Source organism: Kitasatospora griseola (assembly GCF_014648555.1).
In the GTDB taxonomy this organism is placed as follows: Bacteria; Actinomycetota; Actinomycetes; order Streptomycetales; family Streptomycetaceae; genus Kitasatospora; species Kitasatospora griseola.
The window spans coordinates 63799-80199 of sequence record NZ_BMRI01000015.1 but is presented as its reverse complement, the minus strand read 5'-3'; the positions used below and the strand labels follow the sequence as shown (position 1 = coordinate 80199).

At 73.8% G+C, this 16401-nt stretch carries 15 protein-coding genes, 1 tRNA gene, 1 pseudogene and 1 riboswitch; of the genes and pseudogenes, 4 read left to right on the top strand and 13 right to left on the bottom strand.

Going from position 1 to position 16401, the window contains the following annotated elements; genetic code table 11:
• The coding region (locus tag IEZ12_RS20410) for a helix-turn-helix domain-containing protein (protein ID WP_189273375.1) at window positions 1-695 on the top strand (695 nt) is incomplete at its 5' end.
• Window positions 696-768: 73 nt separating this feature from the next.
• Here the strand turns inward: IEZ12_RS20410 and IEZ12_RS20405 are convergent.
• From IEZ12_RS20405 to IEZ12_RS40620, 7 genes and pseudogenes are all read right to left on the bottom strand, one after another.
• Window positions 769-1584, bottom strand: a complete 816-nt coding sequence (locus tag IEZ12_RS20405) for a S16 family serine protease (RefSeq protein WP_229847725.1) — start codon at window positions 1582-1584, stop codon at window positions 769-771.
• 60 nt (window positions 1585-1644) lie between these two features.
• Complete coding sequence (locus IEZ12_RS20400; protein WP_043914174.1) at window positions 1645-2295, bottom strand: IclR family transcriptional regulator; 651 nt, start codon at window positions 2293-2295, stop codon at window positions 1645-1647.
• A 354-nt stretch (window positions 2296-2649) separates the two neighbouring features.
• Complete coding sequence (locus IEZ12_RS20395) at window positions 2650-3027, bottom strand: DUF2752 domain-containing protein (protein WP_189273514.1); 378 nt, start codon at window positions 3025-3027, stop codon at window positions 2650-2652.
• An 80-nt stretch (window positions 3028-3107) separates the two neighbouring features.
• Complete coding sequence (locus IEZ12_RS20390) at window positions 3108-3344, bottom strand: TM2 domain-containing protein (RefSeq protein WP_043914175.1); 237 nt, start codon at window positions 3342-3344, stop codon at window positions 3108-3110.
• Between the two features lie 215 nt (window positions 3345-3559).
• Entirely contained in the window at window positions 3560-5383 is a 1824-nt protein-coding gene (locus tag IEZ12_RS20385) for a DEAD/DEAH box helicase (protein ID WP_189273512.1), read from the bottom strand.
• Between the two features lie 184 nt (window positions 5384-5567).
• Window positions 5568-6038, bottom strand: a complete 471-nt coding sequence (locus IEZ12_RS38785; protein ID WP_229847724.1) for a hypothetical protein — start codon at window positions 6036-6038, stop codon at window positions 5568-5570.
• Window positions 6039-6165: 127 nt separating this feature from the next.
• A pseudogene (locus IEZ12_RS40620) lies at window positions 6166-6513 on the bottom strand (RNA polymerase sigma factor); the annotation flags it as partial.
• A 125-nt stretch (window positions 6514-6638) separates the two neighbouring features.
• Here IEZ12_RS40620 and IEZ12_RS20375 point away from each other — a divergent pair.
• Complete coding sequence (locus tag IEZ12_RS20375; protein ID WP_189273371.1) at window positions 6639-7133, top strand: SsgA family sporulation/cell division regulator; 495 nt, start codon at window positions 6639-6641, stop codon at window positions 7131-7133.
• A gap of 35 nt (window positions 7134-7168) precedes the next feature.
• Here the strand turns inward: IEZ12_RS20375 and IEZ12_RS20370 are convergent, their stop codons facing one another.
• Together IEZ12_RS20370 and IEZ12_RS20365 are read right to left on the bottom strand one after the other, a co-directional pair.
• A complete protein-coding gene (locus tag IEZ12_RS20370; RefSeq protein ID WP_189273369.1) occupies window positions 7169-7789 on the bottom strand; it encodes a class F sortase in 621 nt (206 codons plus the stop codon).
• A 91-nt stretch (window positions 7790-7880) separates the two neighbouring features.
• Window positions 7881-10403 carry a phosphatidylglycerol lysyltransferase domain-containing protein gene (locus tag IEZ12_RS20365; RefSeq protein WP_189273367.1) on the bottom strand — a complete coding sequence of 841 codons (2523 nt, stop codon included), beginning with the start codon at window positions 10401-10403 and terminating at the stop codon, window positions 7881-7883.
• A gap of 286 nt (window positions 10404-10689) precedes the next feature.
• Here IEZ12_RS20365 and IEZ12_RS20360 point away from each other — a divergent pair, with 286 nt between their 5' ends.
• On the top strand, window positions 10690-11991 hold the full coding sequence (locus IEZ12_RS20360; RefSeq protein WP_189273366.1) for a polysaccharide deacetylase family protein: 1302 nt from the start codon (window positions 10690-10692) through the stop codon (window positions 11989-11991).
• 15 nt (window positions 11992-12006) lie between these two features.
• Here the strand turns inward: IEZ12_RS20360 and IEZ12_RS20355 are convergent, their stop codons facing one another.
• Together IEZ12_RS20355 and IEZ12_RS20350 are read right to left on the bottom strand one after the other, a co-directional pair.
• Entirely contained in the window at window positions 12007-13449 is a 1443-nt protein-coding gene (locus IEZ12_RS20355; protein WP_189273364.1) for an MFS transporter, read from the bottom strand.
• A gap of 97 nt (window positions 13450-13546) precedes the next feature.
• The gene (locus tag IEZ12_RS20350) at window positions 13547-13861 is read right to left on the bottom strand and encodes a DMT family transporter (protein ID WP_189273362.1); all 315 of its coding nucleotides are present in this window, start codon (window positions 13859-13861) and stop codon (window positions 13547-13549) included.
• Window positions 13862-13894: 33 nt separating this feature from the next.
• Window positions 13895-13961: riboswitch (guanidine-III (ykkC-III) riboswitch) on the bottom strand.
• Window positions 13962-14238: 277 nt separating this feature from the next.
• Between IEZ12_RS20350 and IEZ12_RS20345 the strand changes: the two genes are divergently transcribed.
• A tRNA-Cys gene (locus IEZ12_RS20345) sits at window positions 14239-14310 on the top strand.
• Between the two features lie 175 nt (window positions 14311-14485).
• Here IEZ12_RS20345 and IEZ12_RS40120 read toward each other — a convergent pair.
• Both IEZ12_RS40120 and IEZ12_RS20335 read right to left on the bottom strand, forming a co-directional pair.
• Complete coding sequence (locus IEZ12_RS40120; RefSeq protein ID WP_444542894.1) at window positions 14486-15967, bottom strand: WXG100 family type VII secretion target; 1482 nt, start codon at window positions 15965-15967, stop codon at window positions 14486-14488.
• Window positions 15968-16022: 55 nt separating this feature from the next.
• On the bottom strand, window positions 16023-16352 hold the full coding sequence (locus IEZ12_RS20335; RefSeq protein ID WP_100588588.1) for a hypothetical protein: 330 nt from the start codon (window positions 16350-16352) through the stop codon (window positions 16023-16025).
• Window positions 16353-16401 lie beyond the last annotated feature (49 nt).

Genomic DNA, 16401 nt, shown 5'->3' with positions numbered 1-16401 from the left:
CCGCCCAGCACCCGGCCGGCGCCACCGCCAAGCAGCTCGCCCGGGACACCGAGCTGGCCCTCGGCACCACCTACCACCTGCTGCGCACCCTGGTGCACGACCAGTACCTGGAGCGCCGCGAGGGCCGCTACCGGACCGGGCCCGCGGTGCTGGGGCTGAGCGCGGAGGACCCGGACGGGCCGGAGGCCGGGCGGATCCGGCTGGACCGGATGCTCAGCCGGATCGCCCACGAGCTGAACGCCGCCGTGCACTACGCCCGGTACAAGGACGGCGAGGTGGAGCTGGTGGCCGCCCGGGCCGCGCCCGGCACCGCCACCGCCGACCCGGCGAACTTCCGGGCCGGCGCGCACGCCCACGCCAGCGGCAAGACCCTGCTGGCGCTGCTGTCCGCCGAGGAGCGCCGGGAGTACCTGGCCCGCCACCCGATGGTGCCGTTCACCCCGTACACCCTGCGGCAGCCCGCCCAGCTGCCGCTGCTGCCCGGGCCGGGGCCGCAGCGGGCCGCGCCGATCACCCAGTACCAGGAGTACCAGCTGGGTCTGGTGGGGGCGGCGGTGCCGATCGTGCTGGGCAGCGAACTGGCGGCGATCGCGGTGGCGCTGCCGCTCTCCCAGGCGCACCGGTTGACCGCGGTGGCCGGGAAGCTGCAGGCCCGGGTCGGCGAGGACCTGGCGACCGCGGCGTTCGGCGTGTAGGCCGGGCCTGCGGGACACTCGGCCGGTCGCCCGACGCGGCGGTTCAGCAGTACGGGCCGCCCGGCCGGGCGGTTCAGCAGTGCGGGACGGCGCCGTCGTCGTGCAGCGCCTGGAGGGCGGCCACCGACTCGGCGAGGGTGTCCACCGGGACGAGCTGCAGCCCGTCGGGGGTGTTGACCTTGGCCTGGGTGCACTCGCTGCGCGGCAGCAGGAACACGGTGGCCCCGTCGCGGGCCGCCGCCTGGGTCTTCAGCGGGACGCCGCCGACCGGTCCGATCCGCCCGGCCGAGTCGATCGTGCCGGTGCCGGCCACGTTCCGGCCGCCGGTCAGGTCGCCGCCCCGGCCGTCGCCGGCGATCTTGTCCACGATGCCCAGGGCCAGCATCTGGCCCGCGCTGGGGCCGCCGATGTCGCCGAGGTCGATGGCGACCTTCACCTGGTCGGGCGACAGGTGCAGGTAGCTCAGGGCGGCCGTGGTGGCGTCGTCCCGGGACTGCGTCATCTGCTGCTGCGTCACCTCGTTGGCCTGCTTCGGGTTGCTCTGCGGGTAGACCTCCTCGGTGGGCACCACCACCTGCTCGGGGTCGCCCCAGGCCCGCAGCGAGTCCCACAGGGAGTTGCGGTGCCCCGGCTCGGTGGCCGTGATGGTGACCATCCGCAGCTGGCCCTCGGTGGCGCGCTGCTGCGCCCCGGTGACGGTGATCACCGGCCGGCCCTTGTACGTGCCCAGGGTGTCGGCGGTGACGCCGGGCCACTCCACGGTGTAGGGCAGCGGCACGAACGCGGCCACCGCGAACAGTGCCAGCACCGGCAGCGCGCACAGGGCGAGGGCGCGGCTGCGCGGGGCGGTCAGGGCCGTGGGCAGGTTCTGGAGAGGCACACCCCGCATCCAAACACACCGGGGCCGCCGCCAGGGACGGCCGCGCGGATCGGCCCGGCCGCGGCCGGTTCAGCGCAGCGCGTCGGCGACCTCGGTGGCAGCCTCCACCACGCGCGGGCCGACCCGCTCGGGCACCAGGCCGTTGAGCATCACCACGCCGACGCTGCCCTCGATGCCGCTCAGGCCGATCAGCGCGGCGGCGGCGCCGCAGGCGCCGGACTGCTCCTCGGCCCGGGTGATCACGAAGCCCTGTTCGGGGCGGCGCTGGCCGGGGAAGCCGCGGGCGTCCAGGATCGCCCGGCCGGCCGCGCTCTCGGTGAGCGGGTGGCGCAGGCCGGTGCGGTAGGCGACGTGGAAGTCCGTCCAGGTCGGTTCGACCACGGCGACGGCGAGCGCCTCGTTGCCGTCGACCAGGGTGAGGTGGGCGGTGGCGCCGAGGTCCTCGGCGAGCGAGCGCAGCGCGGGCAACGCGGCCTCGCGCAGCAGCGGGTGCACCCGGTGGGCGAGGCGCAGCACGCCGAGGCCGACCCGGGCGCGGCCGCCGATGTCGCGGCGGACCAGGCCGTGCTGCTCCAGGGTGGCCAACAGGCGGTACACCACCGTGCGGTTGACGGCCAGTCGGGCGGCCAGTTCGGTCACCGTCAGCCCGCGCTCGGAGTCGGCGAGCAGTTTCAGTACTCGGACACCTCGGTCCAGAGTCTGGGAGGTCTCAGCAGTCACGAACGCCAGGTCCTTTCCGCGGCGAATCCGACCTTACGGCACAACTACCGTTGGCTGCACCGGAATTGATCACACGCCAGCAGGGGTGTCCGGCGCGGGAGACCGGCCTCGGCGTCGTCGGCCGGTCGCAGGGCTCCGCGGTTGTCCGACCGGCCTGTGGGGTGGGGGCCCGGTCGGGATTGGGGAGACGCTAGTGAACGGGAGGTGCGCTGCGGAAGTGGTTGTTCAAAATCCGGTCCACATCGTTGGAAAGTCGCGATGAAAAAACGGACAAGACACCCAAAACTCCGACCTCGACCGCTCTGGTGTTCGATATCTGACCGGTAGCCGGACACCGCCTCCCGGCGGCGGGGGTCAGAGGACGTTGCGGCCGACGGCCCAGAGCGCGGCGGCGACGAGGATCGCGGTGACGGCACGCGGCCCGAGGCGCAGCTTCCAGTGCCGGCCGGCCAGCCCGTGCCGCAGCCGCACCAGGTACCAGGCGGCGACGAAGGGGAGCGCGAGCAGCAGCGCGGCGTTGTCGTGCCAGGCGGCGAGCAGGTCGCCGTGCATCAGGTCCCAGACCATCCGGGTGCCGCCGCAGCCGGGGCACTGGAGGCCCGTCAGTCGGCGCCAGGGGCAGAACGGCAGGGCCTGGCCGGGCAGGTGCGGATTGCGGGTGTACAGGTAGCCGGCGGCGGTCAGGCCGACGGCGAGCAGGCCGAGCGGGGCGGCGGCGGGGTGGCGCAGCAGCGCGAACGGCGAACGGCCGGCGCCCCCGCCGCGGGTGTCCGCGGGGCGGGGGTGCCGGCCGTTCTCCTCGGCGTGCAAGGTCAGCTGCGCAGCAGACGGCCCTGGGCGTCGGTGCGGGTGTCGCTGACCAGGAAGATGATGCCGTCGATCAGCGCCCAGAAGCCGAGGCCGCCGCAGGTGAGCAGCTGGGCGATGCCCATGCCGATGTGGCCGGTGTAGAAGCGGCCGACGCCGAAGCCGCCCAGCAGGATCTGCAGGATTCCGGCGACGACCTTGGACTTGTCGGACAGCTCGGGGTTCTGGTTGGGGTACGCCACCGTGGGCTCCTCTTAGCAGTGCGGGCCGGAGCGTCGGACGGGACGGCATCGGCAGGTCGACCGCATGCCGAGGCGCACCACACATGAGTGTTGGTCCCCCCAGCACCGGCACGCGGAAGATTAGCGGATCGTAGGACCGCTCGTCTCCACACTTCCTTCGCCAAGTTCCGCCGCGAGCTCCTGACGGGCAGTCAACCTCCCTCCGGGCGCCCCGATCAGCCCGTCGTCGCCCACTCCCGAATTCGGCCGATCCGCGCCTTCAACTGGTTGGCGGTGGCCTGCGCGGTGAGCGGCCCGCCGCACTGGCGGCGCAGCTCGTTGTGGATGGTGCCGTGCGGCTGGCTGGTGCGGTGGTGCCAGGCGGCGACCAGCGCGTTCAGCTCCTTGCGCAGCTCGCGCAGCTCCTGGTGGGTGACGACCGGGCGCTCCTCGGCGGGCAGTTCCAGCAGGTCGGCCTCCTCGGCGGGGCGGGCCTTGGAGCGCTGGATCTGCCGGTGCTGACGTTTCTGCAGCAGCATCTGCACCTGGTCGGGTTCGAGCAGGCCCGGGATGCCGAGGTAGTCCTCCTCCTCCTCGCTGCCGGGGTGCGCCTGCATGCCGAACTCCATGGCGTTGTACAGCACCCGGTCGAAGACCGCCTCGCTGCCCAGCGCCTCGTAGGAGAACTCCTCGCTGCCGGTGTCCGGCCCGTCGTTGGCCTTCTCGGCCTCGGCGAGCAGCCGGTCCTCCTCGTCGAACAGGCCCTCGCCGTCCTTCTTCGGACGGTCCAGCACGTGGTCGCGCTGCAGCTCCATCTCGTTGGCGAAGCCGAGCAGCATCGGGATGGTCGGCAGGAACACCGAGGCGGTCTCGCCGCGCTTGCGGGCGCGCACGAAGCGGCCGACGGCCTGCGCGAAGAACAGCGGGGTGGAGATCGAGGTGGCGTACACGCCGACGCACAGCCGGGGCACGTCGACGCCCTCGGACACCATGCGCACCGCGACCATCCAGCGCGAGGTGCCCTCGGCGTAGTCGGAGATCCGCTTGGACGCCTCGGTCTCGTCGGAGAGCACCAGCGAGACCTTCTCGCCGGTGATCTCGCGCAGCATCTTGGCGTAGGCGCGGGCCACCGTCTGGTCGGTGGCGATCACCAGGCCGCCGGCGTCCGGGATGCCCTTGCGGACCTCGGTCAGCCGCCGGTCGGCGGCCTGCAGCACCGCCGGGATCCACTCGCCCTGCGGGGACAGCGCGGTGCGCCAGGCCTGGGCGATCAGGTCCTTGGTCATCGGCTCGCCGAGCCGGGCCTCCAGCTCGTCGCCGGCCTTGGTGCGCCAGCGCATGTTGCCGGAGTAACTGAGGAAGATCACCGGGCGGACGACGTGGTCGGCGAGCGCGTGCCCGTAGCCGTAGGTGTAGTCGGCGACCGACTTGCGGATGCCGTCGCCGCCCGCCTCGTACTGGACGAACGGGATCGGGTTGGTGTCCGAGCGGAACGGCGTACCGGTCAGCGCGAGCCGGCGGGTGGCGGGCTCGAACGCCTCGAAGCAGGCCTCGCCCCAGGACTTGGAGTCGCCGGCGTGGTGGATCTCGTCCATGATCACCAGCGTCTTGCGGGCCTCGGTGCGGTTCCGGTGCAGCATCGGGTTCACGCCGACGCCCGCGTAGGTCACCACGATGCCGTGGAAGTCCTTGGACAGCGGGCCCGAGGAGTACGCCGGGTCCAGCCGGATGCCTATCCGGGCGGCGGCCTCGGCCCACTGCTTCTTCAGGTGCTCGGTGGGCGCGATCACGGTGACCTGCTGCACCAGGTGGTTGTGCAGCAGGTAGGACGCCAGGGTCAGGGCGAAGGTGGTCTTTCCGGCGCCCGGGGTGGCGACCGCGAGGAAGTCCCGGGGCTGCTGCTCGATGTACTTGTCCAGCGCGCCCTGCTGCCAGGCGCGGAGCTTGCCGGCGGTGCCCCAGGGGGCACGGCCGGGGAAGGCCGGGGAGAGGTGCGCGGCGGCGGAGGTGCCGGTGGGGCGGGGGTGGAGGCTGTCGGCGTGCGAGAACAGCGGGGACATCGAGGAGGAGGCGGCGGTAGTCACGGTCTCCGAACGGGGTCGTCGCAGGTCAGGGCCAGTTTGAGGCCCGTCTCCCGCGGTCGGCGGGCGGTCGTGGAACCCGCCCAGCCTAGCCCCTTCCGGGGGGCGGACCACGGCGTTGCCGAGGTCCTGTGGCGCGCGTCCCACTCCGGTCGCGCGGCCCTCACCACACCTTCACGCGGCACGGCCGGCCGTTCACCGTGAACACCTCCGGGGCGGCGCGCGGGTCCGTCGCGGCGCCCGTGGAGCCGGCCTCGGCGCCGGCGCCGCGCTGCCCCGCGCCGCCCGCCGGGGGCCCCAACAGCGCGGCCAGCAGCGCCGCCCGCCGGCCCGGCCAGGCCCAGGTTGACCCGGCGCAGCAGGGCCAGTCGGCGCAGTGCGGCAGGTGCCGCTCCACCCGCTGCCCGGCCCGCCGTCCGGCCCGGCCGCGGGCGTGCCCGGCCGGCGCCGCCCAGCGCCCGGCGCAGGACGGGCGGTGCGGGCTGCCCGGGCCGGCCCGCAGGTGGGCCGGCCGCAGCCCCTCGCGGGCCCGGTGCACCAGCACCGCCGCCGCGCCGCGCCGCACCCCGAGCCGGGCCCCGATCTCGCCGGGCGGCAGCCCCTCCACCTCGGCCGGCACAGCGCGTGCGCCCACCGCTCGGGCAGCTGGGCGAGCAGCCGGCGCATCCGGCCGGTCTCGGCCACCCGGCGGCCGGGCCGCCGCTCTCGCCGCCGGGCACGTCCGGGACGGCCTTCTCGCGCACCGGGGCGGCGGCCAGGTGGCGGACGGTGGTGGCCAGGTAGGCGCACGGGTCCTCGATCCGCTGCCCGGCGGCCAGCCGCCGCCACACCCGCAGGTGGGCCTCGGCGACCAGGTCCTCGGCCCGCCAGCGGTCGCCGCCGGTGAGGATGCCGGCGTAGCGCAGCAGGCCGGGGTGGTGGCTGCGGTAGAGCTCGGTGTACGCGGCGAGCGACCGGCGCTCGGCCGTCCGCACTGACGACTCCACGATCTCGCCCCCCCTGGCCCGGTCGGACCGGCGGCAGCCCGGTCGATTCCTGCGATCCTGCCCGGGCGGCCGGGCCGCTGCGCACGACACCCCCGCGCTCGACGACCGAAATGCCCGACTCATCCCTGCCGATGTGGCGCAGATCACTCGAAAGGACCCCAAAACCGGTGTAATTGCTCCTGCCCCTTCCGACTCTTCAGTCACGGAAGGCGACACCGGTCGCACCCCCACACTCCGGAGGAATCGTCGTGTCCGCAGCCCCTGCACCGATCGAACAACACACCCAGGCCCGCCTGATCCTCGGCTCCCACCGCTCCGCCCTGCTCCGGGTCACCCTGCGCTACCGCTGCGAGGACCCGCTGGCGGTCCGGATGGTCTTCCCCGCCGAGTACGCGCTGGACACCGACCCGTACGACCCCCACGGCCCCTACGACCCGAGCGACCCGTTCGACACCGCCGCCGTCCCCGCCGACCAGTCGGCGCCCGACATCGAGTGGGTGTTCGCCCGCCAGCTGCTCTCCGTCGGCCTGGAGCAGCTGGCCGGCGAGGGCGACGTCCGGATCCGGCCCGCGTTCGGCATGCGCACCATGGTCGAGCTGCGCTCCCCGGAGGGCGTCGCGCTGCTCCAGTTCGCCCGCGCGGACCTGCGCCGCTTCCTGTGGCGCAGCCACCTGGCCGTCCCGGAGGGCCAGGAGCTGCGGCACCTGGACTGCGACCGGGCGCTCGCCCAGCTGCTGGCCTGAGCTCCCGTCGGGGGCAGGCGCTCATCGGGTGGCCGTCAGGCCCGTTGAGTGCGCACCAGGTGTGCGTACACCACCACGTTCCCCTCCCAGCCGCCCTCGCGGGTGTAGGCGCCCCCACAGGTGATCAGCCGCAGCTGGGCATCGGGCGTGGCCGTGTACACCTTGGCGTCGGGGAACTCCCGCTTCGGGTAGATCTCCACGCCGTCCACCTGGAACCAGGCGGTGGCCCGGTCGGCCCGGGCGACCTCCACCTGGTCTCCTCTGCGCAGCGCACCCAGGCGGTAGAACACCGCCGGGCCGTGCGCGGTGTCGACGTGCCCGGCCAGCACCGCCGCGCCGCTCGACCCGGGGGCCGCGCCGTCCCGGTACCAGCCCGCCAGATTGCCGTCCGCCCCGGGCGGCGCCTCCAGGCGGCCCTCGCCGTCCAGGCCCAGCGGGCCGACGGGGGCGTCCACGCCGAGCGCCGGGATCCGGACCCGCACCGGCGGCGAGGACGGCAGTGGCGGCACCGCGGGCCCGACCGGCGTCCCGTCGTAGGCCTGCGCGGCGACCGGGGCCGGCGGCAGCACGCCCAGCGCTCCCCCGTGCAGCAGCCAGGCCCCCGCCACGATCGCCCCCGCGGCCAGCGCCGCCCTGCTCCATGCCCGCTCGCCCACCGCACCCTCCGCCCGCGCCGAACCGCTGCGCCCAGTCAACCGATCGCCGCCCGCCCCGGCACGCCCGGCGTTCCGCCCGGGTGACCGGCCGTCAGGACCGGCCCGCCGGGCGGCCGCGGCGCAGCCGGGGGCGGGTCAGGAAGCCCTCGGCGAGGGCGGTGGCCAGGCCGATCGCGGGCAGTTCGGAGGGCTTCTCGTACAGCACGTACCGGGGCTGCCAGTGCGGGCGGTAGCGGGCGTTGGCCCGGTACAGCGACTCCAGCTGCCACCAGCGCGACAGGAACCGCAGCACCCCGCGCCACAGCCGCAGCACCGGCCCCGCGCCGATCCGTTCCTCGAACACCTCGCGGAACATCGCGAAGTTCAGCGACACCCGCCGCACCGCGGGCTCACCGCCCCGGGCGTGTTCGAGCAGCCTCGTCACGGTGTACTCGACCAGCCCGTGGTCGGACTCCCGGTCGCGGCGCATCAGGTCCAGCGACAGCCCGTCCGCGCCCCACGGGACGAAGGACAGCAGGGCGGCGGTCCGGCCGGCCTCGTCGCGGCACTCGGCGATCAGGCAGTCGCCGTCGGCGGGGTCGCCGAGCCGGCCGAGCGCCATCGAGAAGCCGCGTTCGGTGCGGCCGTGCCGCCAGGCGTCGGCGAGCCGCACCAGGTCGGCGAACTCCTCGGCGGGGATGTCCCGGTGCCGGCGGACCACCACCCGGTACCCGGCCCGTTCGACCCGGCGGCAGGTCTGCCGCAGGCCGTCCATCTCCCGCCCGTCCAGGGTGAACCGGGCCGGCTCGACCACCGCCTCGTCGCCGAGGTGCAGCGCCCGCAGCCCCGCCACCCGGGCGTACACCGTGCCGCCCTGCTCGCCCGCGCCGGCGGCGGCGGGGATCCAGGCGTGCGCGCGGGCCAGCCGCTGCCACTCCTCGATCGCCTGCGGCCACGCCTCCGGGTCGCCGATCGGATCGCCCGAGGCCAGCGCCACGCCGTTGACCACCCGGTAGGCGACGGCGGCCTTCCCGCTCGGCGAGAAGCACGGCGACTTGTCGCGGCGCAGCGCGAAGTAGCCCAGCGAGTCCCGCCCGCCGTGCCGCTCCAACAGCCCGCGCAGCCTCGACTCGTCCTCCGGGCCGAGCTGCTCGGCACCGAGCGGGGAGCGCAGCAGGATCCGCAGGGTGAGCAGCAGCAGGGCGGTGCCGAGCAGGTTGAGCGCGAGGTCGATCCAGCGCGGCACCTCCACCCCGCTGACCTTGACGACGCCGGAGAGGGTGACCAGCCGCAGCAGCCCGTACCGGGCAGCCTCGCCCCAGTCCGGCACGCCGTCGGTGTGCCCGAGCCGGACGGCGACCGCGCCGAGGGCGGTGAGCAGCGCCCCGCCGACCACCAGCACGGCGGCCGCCAGCGGCACGTTGCCGCGCCCGCCGCGCACCCGGAACACGGGGCGGCTCAGCAGCAGCGCCAGCAGGACGGCGAGGGTGAGCGCCGCCGAGAACCAGTTGAACGGGTGCGCGCGGAACTCCGGGAAGGCCAGCGCCAGCCCGTACAGCCCGGCGTGCGCCAGCACGACGACCAGCGCGGCGATCCACGCGGCGCGCTTGCGGCGGCGCAGCATCACCGCGAGCAGGCCGGACAGCAGCGCCGCAGTGAACCCGGAGGTGACCAGCACCGGCGTGAAGTACTCGCCGCGGTCGACCCGTTGGACCTGCGCGCGGAACGGCGCGACGACCGCGCCGAGCAGGTCGATCAGGGTGACGATCCGCAGGTACCACTGGACGGACGCGGCGCAGCGCAGCCGCCACGGCGCGGGCGGCGGCGCCTCGGCGACGGCGGGCGGCGGGACGGCCGGCGGCGCGGCGGCCGGCGCCGCCGGCGCGGGTTCGAGGTCGGCGTCGGGGGTGCCGGCCACCAGGTCGTAGACGGCGGTCTTCGCCGCGACCAGGCGGCGGTGGATGCGCTCCTCGCGCCGCTCGGCGCGGGCCAGCCGGCGGGGCCGGGACCGGTAGCGCCAGCGGGCCCACGGGCTCTGCGGCCGGGCCAGCCGCACCGCGCCGACCAGGGCGAGCGGCCAGAGCATGATGCCGAGCAGGCCCGTCCAGGTCTTGCCCTTGAGCAGGCTGACCACCACCAGGGCGAGCAGCCCGCAGGCCCCCGCCAGGGTGGGCCCGTCGGGGTGGCGGGCGAAGCCGCCGAGCGGGAGTTCGCCGAGCAGCAGCAGGCCGATGGTGGCGACGGCGAGCATCACGGCGTCCACCGAGGTGCGGCCCTGGGTCGACCAGTAGACGTCCTTCAGGTGCAGCACCAGCGCGAACTCGTCCAGCACCAGTCCGCAGCCGACCCCGAACCCGAAGCCGAGCAGGTTCCACCAGGAGCCGCCGTCGCCGCGCACCGCGAACGCGGCGACGCCGCAGATCAGCAACAGGGCCTGGCCGAACACCACGTGGTGGATGTGCAGCCCGCCGGGCGTGACGTTGCCCGGCCACCAGCGGACCTGGGCGCGGATCAGCCGGGTGCTGATCCGGATGAACAGGAACGCCAGCACCAGACCGAGCAGCAGCAGGAACAGCGGCTCCCGTCCGGTGTCGACGATCCGGTCCCGGTAGGCGTCCAGCAGCGACTGCCACATCGGCGGGTGCGTCCTCCTCGTCCGGGGTCCGATCCGGTCCGTGCCATCTGATGCCAGGTCAACGCCCGGACGGCGGTGCCGCACCGGCCCGGTGCGCCGAACAGGTGAGCCTTCCGGAGCGGCGTCCCCCGGTCATCCGTACCCCGGGCCGTGCTTCCCGGCACGGCGTGGCGGCCCGTGCGATGCTGGGGCCGACTCCCCCGGACGACGCACCGTTCATTCCATCCGACGGACCGCACCTCCGGCCGGTGCCTTCCCCATACTCCCTGGTGAACGGATGTGAGACATGGACGCCTTCTCCCGCAGGACGCTGCTGGCCGCCGGTGCGGCGACCGCCGCCACCCTCGCGGCCGGCTGCGCGAGCACCTCCGGGAGCGGGGGCGGAGCCGACGGGCCGGCCCGGGCCGACGGCCTCGCCGCGAACGAGACCCCCAGCGCCGTCCCCAAGCCCCCCGCCACCCTGATCGGCGACGGCTCCACCTCCGACACCGGCCCCCAGCCGGGCCAGCCCACCCCCGAACCGCTGGAGCCCGGCCAGAAGCCCCCTCAGTTCGTGGTGTTCTCCTGGGATGGCGCGGGCGAGCTCGACGACCGCCTGTTCAGCCGGTTCCGGCAGCTCGCCAAGGACCACGACGCCACCATGACGTTCTTCCTCTCCGGCATCTACACCCTGCCCGAGTCGAAGAAGTCCATGTACCACCCGCCGCAGCACCAGGTCGGCGCCTCCGACATCGGCTACCTGAGCGACGCCCACATCCGCGCCACCATCGAGGAGATCAGCGCGGCCTGGCTGGACGGACACGAGATCGGCACCCACTTCAACGGGCACTTCTGCGGCGCCAACGGCGGCGGCCGCTGGTCCCCCGATGACTGGGACAGCGAGATCCAGCAGGCGATGGACTTCGTCATGAACTGGAAGACCAACACCGGCAACACCGATCTGCCCGCGCTGCCCTTCGACTACCGCAAGGAGCTGATCGGCGGCCGCACCCCCTGCCTGGAGGGCCAGCGCGGCCTGCTGCCCACCGCCGTCAAGCGCGGCTGGAAGTACGACAGTTCCGGCCCCGGCGGGCTGCAGATGTGGCCGCAGAAGTTCGCCGGCGGCGCGCTGTGGGACATGCCGCTGCAGTCCATCCCGTTCCCCGGGCACACCTTCCAGGTGCTCTCGATGGACTACAACATCATGTACAACCAGTCCGGCGACAACACCAAGGGCGACCCCGGCCGCCGCGCCTTCTGGCAGGCCCAGGCCCGCGACGCCTACCTGGCCGGCTTCGACCGCGCCTACCGCGGCAACCGGGCGCCGTTCATCATCGGCAACCACTTCGAGGGCTGGAACGGCGGCATCTACATGAACGCCGTCGAGGAGGTCCTGAAGGCGATCGCCGACAAGCCCGAGGTCCGGATGGTGTCCTTCCGGCAGCTGGTCGAGTGGCTGGAGGTGCAGGACCCGGCCGTGCTCAAGAAGCTCCAGGCCCTCACCCCCGGCCAGAGCCCCGAGGGCGGCTGGAGCAGCTACCTCGGCGGGGCGGGCGCCCCCGCCGCCACCACCCGCCCGTCCGTGCCGCCGGTGGCCGGCGGCAAGTAGTCCTCCGTCAGGTCCTCACGCCTTCGGCCGGGCCGGCACGGCCCGGCCGGAGAGCGCCGCACCGGCCAGCGCCACCACCGGCATCGTCAGGAACACCGCGGCGAACGCCCCCGCCGGCAGCGCCGCGTCGCGGGCCACGGCGCTGACCGCCCCGCCGCCCAACGCCGCGAACAGCACACCCGCGAGACCGGTCAGCAGCACGTTGCCCAGCGCGTCGCTCAGCTGCAGCGCCGCCGAGTTCTCGCCGGTCTCCGCCGGCGCCGACAGCTTCATCATCAGCACGCTGATGCTGGCGATCGCCATGCCCATGCCGGAGCCGCCGACCGCCCAGGCCGCCGCCGTCACCCAGACCGGCACCGACGAGAACAGCACCAGCGCCGCCGCGCCGATCGCCACCGCGGTCAGCACGAACCCGTACCGGATCATCGCCTCCCGGTGGCGCTCCGCACCCGGCCGGCCCTGCAGCCACGACCCCAGCGCCCAGGACAGTCCGCCCGGCGCCAGCGTCAGGCCCGCCATGGTCACCGACAGGCCGCGCTGGGTCTGCATCATCAGCGGGATGAACAGCTCGGACGCGAAGAACGCGCCCGCCGCCAGCCCGCGCAGCAGGATCACCGTCGGCAGACCGCGGGCCGCCCGCAGCGTCCCCTTCGGCAGCAGCCGCAGCACCGCCGGGCCGATCAGCGCCACCCCGGCGGCCGCCGGCAGCAGCGACCAGCCGTCCAGCCGCTGACCCGCGTACTGCAGCAGCGCCGCGCCGACCGCGACCATCGCCGCGTCCCGGGTCCGCCGCCAGTCGTACGGCTGCACCTGCAGCGGCGGCTGGCGCCGCTCGGAACGGCGCAGCGCCGGGCCCATCACCGCGAGCGGCAGCAGCACCAGCACCGGCACCGCGAGGAACACCCAGCGCCAGCCCAGGTGCTGGGTGACCGCGCCGGAGATCACCGGGCCGAGGATCGACGGCAGCACCCAGGCCGCCGAGAACGCGGCGAACACCGCCGGGCGCAGCCGCTCCGGGAACGCCCGGCCGACCACCACGTACAGCGCCACGATCACCAGGCCGCCGCCCAGGCCCTGCACCGCCCGGCCCGCGACGAACATCCACATGTTCACGGCGGTGCCGGCGATCACCAGCCCGGCCGCGAACACCGCGATCCCGCTGAACAGCGGCACCAGCGGCCCGCGCCGGTCGCACAGCTGCCCCGACACCACCATCGCCAGCAGCGTGGTGGTGAAGTACGCGGAGAACGCGAACGCGTACAGGCCGATACCGTCGAGCTGCTGCGCCGCGGTCGGCATCGCGGTGTTCACCGCCGTCGCCTCGAACGCCAGCAGCAGCACCACCGAGACGATGCCCAGCGTCAGCGCCCGCCAGGGGCCGCTGAGCACACCTCCCGTGCCGTCGTCGTCGGGTATCTGCCGCGATGCTGCCGTTTCGGCCGGGGAGGTGGTGGTCACCACGACATGGTAAGTGCCGTCATCGCCTCTTGGTCCTGACCCTTCGGCCGACGACGACCTCCGCCGCCGGCCCTAGGCCCTGCCTCCGCCGGTTCCGCTAGTGCAGCACCTTCAGCCCCACCACCCCGGCCAGGATCAGCACCAGGCAGGTGATCCGGGCCGCACTCACCGCGTCCCCCATCGCTGCCATCCCGTACAGCGCCGTCCCCACCGCGCCGATGCCGACCCACACCGCATACCCGGTCCCCAACGGAATCGACCGCATCGCGTACGCCAGCCCGCCCATCGACAGGACCAGACCCACCGCGAACACCAGACTCGGCACCAGCCGCGAGAACCCCTTGCTGGCCTCCAGGGCCACCGCCCAGACGGTCTCCAGCACACCGGCGACGATCAGAACCACCCACGCCATGACGACGGACTCCTCGCAGTAGTCGAACCACCTACCGCGCCGTCTTGTCATACCGGGTACGACGCACCTCGTCCGGGACGGGCCACCAGCACCCGCCTCGTTCCCGACCGTAGCACAGCGCCGACACGCGGAATTCATCGACGAATTACCGCTTTCCATTGACGCCGCCCCGATCCCGCCCGCTATAGTGAATTCACCGGAACGAACCGGAGCAGCCCACGACGGCAGGAGAAGGCGATGAACAGGAAGCTGGTGGCCCTCGCAGCGCCCCGCACCTGTGCCTCCTGTCCCGGCTGCCGGTGTTCCCTCCCCTGTTGCGCCTGACCGCAACTCCCCCGCGCCGACAGGCCTCTTGACGCCTGCGCGCACCCCTTCCCGACCGTGTGCCCGAGTGGTTCAGGGAACCGTCTGCAAAACGGTTTACACGGGTTCGATTCCCGTCACGGTCTCTTCCGGAATTCACCGGGCGCCATTCATGCACCGCCGCGCCCGGTGAATTCCGCTGCCCTTTTCCTTTTCCTCGGCGAGTTTCCCGGCACAATGCGGCGGGCGCCGGCGGTGATCCCCCAGGACCACCACCGGCGCCCGCCGCGCGCTGCCGACTGCCCGGCTGCCACCCGCCTGCTACTCGATGACCGGCGGGTTCGCCGTGCCACCGCGCCAGGTCTCCTCGTCCTCGATCAGGTAGTCGGGACGGTGGCCCTCGCCCTTCTTCTTCCGGTTGGCACTGCCGGACCCGGGCGCGCCGTGCATACCGGCCGCACCGCCCTGGCCGCCGCCGCGGCCCTTGCCGATGCCCGAACCGCCCTCGGTGAACGCCCGGCCACCGGCACCGCCGGCCTTGGCGCCGCCGATCGTGCCGCCGGCCTTGCGCACCAGGCCGCTGCCCTTCCCACCGGCACCGCCCTTCGCGCCGCCGGCGCCACCCATGCCGCCGCCGTGCATACCGCCGCCCATGCCGCCGGCACCGGCCGCGCCACGACCACCCGCGGCACCGGCGCCCGCAGCCCCGGCGCCACCGGCACCGCCGGCCTTGCCCGCGCCACCGGCCCCGGCACCGCCGGACCCGCCGACCTTGCCGCCGCCACTGCCACCGGTCCCGAGCCCGCCGGTCCCGACGCCACCGGTACGACCGCCACCGGACCCGCCACCGGGCAGGTACCCGCCGCCGCCGACCCCGGGCACGTAACCACCGCCACCGGGGAACCCGCCACCACCGGTACCACCACCACCCGTACCGGGCCCCGGCAGGGTCCCCACCCCACCGGGCAACCCACCCCCGGGCCCCGTAGGCAACCCGGGCCCCGTCTCAGGCGGAGTCCACCCGTCCAACCCGGTGGACGGCGGCTTCCACGGCTGCCCCGGCGTAATCGGCGGCACCCCGTGCGTCGGAGGCATCGGCTCCACCTGCCCGGGAGCCCACGGCGAAGGCTGCCCGGGATCCTTGGGCGGCACGTACCCGGGCGGGGGCTGGTCCTTGGGGTGCCCCTCGGGGTACTTCGGCATCGGCATGGTGGGCGGGGTGTGCCCGGGCGGCGGAGAGACCGCAGGCTGGGGCGGATAGGCCTCGTGAGTCCCGCCGTCACCGGAATCCCGCTTCGGCGGCTCGTCGATGTAGCTCGCCGCCTCGGTGTACTGGGGACCGAGGTGCTCCATGACACCGATCGCGTACTGGTGGGCGACCTCGGTCGCCGACAGTTCATGGGCGTTCTTGTTCACCGCGTCGATGCGGTTCATCCCCGAGGCAAGGTCCCGCTTGAGGCCTTCGTCGGAAGAGGCGAAGCCGTCGTTGAGAGTCTTGCCGACCCGGTCCCAGAAGCCGGGAACCTTGATCTGCGACATCGTCGACTTGGTCTGCTGCAGCGCGGTCGCCGCGTAGTCCATGGCGACCGAGGTGTTCGACGCATGCGCGGCGGTGTTGGCCAGGCTCTGCTGGATCTGACCGCCCTTCTGCGCGAAGCCCTGGGCCGCAGCACCCTGCCAGTTCGCGGTGGCGTGCTGCACGGCCTCCTGCAGCTTCGCGGCGACGTCGTTCAACTCCTGGTGAACGCTCTTCCAGTGCTCGCCGACCTGGCGGATCTGGTCCGGGCTGGAGTGCCCGACCATGTCCTTGAGCGGGATGAGGGCGTAGGAGTCGAACGGAGTCTTGTGTGACGCCATGTCAGACCGTCCTCGGGGTCAGCTGGTTCATCGTCGCCTGCTTGTCGAGCTCACCGCCGGTGTACCTGGCATGAGCGGTCTGGGTCTTGTCGCCGTACTCGTTGATCAGGGCGTCAAGATCCGCGATCGTCTGGGTCAGGAACGCCTGCATCTTGCCGTGCGCCTCGTACAGCGCCTGCGCCTCGACGAAGTTGCCGCCGAAGGCATCCCGAGAGATGTCGGTCTTGTACTTCGTGTTGGTGCCGCACGTACTGATGTTCTGCTGGAGGGCCCGCAGTCGCTTGACCACTGCCTCCAGCTCATCCGGGTTTACGCTGAATCCGTCGGACACGAGGCCCTCTCCCCCTGGAGTGTCGAAACTTCCCCGTGGTAGCGCTCTG

Coding starts and splice junctions, on each gene's coding strand:
- IEZ12_RS20405 (WP_229847725.1), bottom strand. CDS start 1,584: ATGCGGGGTGTGCCTCTCCAGAACCTGCCCACGGCCCTGACCGCCCCG.
- IEZ12_RS20350 (WP_189273362.1), bottom strand. CDS start 13,861: ATGGCGTGGGTGGTTCTGATCGTCGCCGGTGTGCTGGAGACCGTCTGG.
- IEZ12_RS20385 (WP_189273512.1), bottom strand. CDS start 5,383: ATGTCCCCGCTGTTCTCGCACGCCGACAGCCTCCACCCCCGCCCCACC.
- IEZ12_RS20365 (WP_189273367.1), bottom strand. CDS start 10,403: ATGTGGCAGTCGCTGCTGGACGCCTACCGGGACCGGATCGTCGACACC.
- IEZ12_RS20360 (WP_189273366.1), top strand. CDS start 10,690: ATGGACGCCTTCTCCCGCAGGACGCTGCTGGCCGCCGGTGCGGCGACC.
- IEZ12_RS40120 (WP_444542894.1), bottom strand. CDS start 15,967: ATGGTCGGGCACTCCAGCCCGGACCAGATCCGCCAGGTCGGCGAGCAC.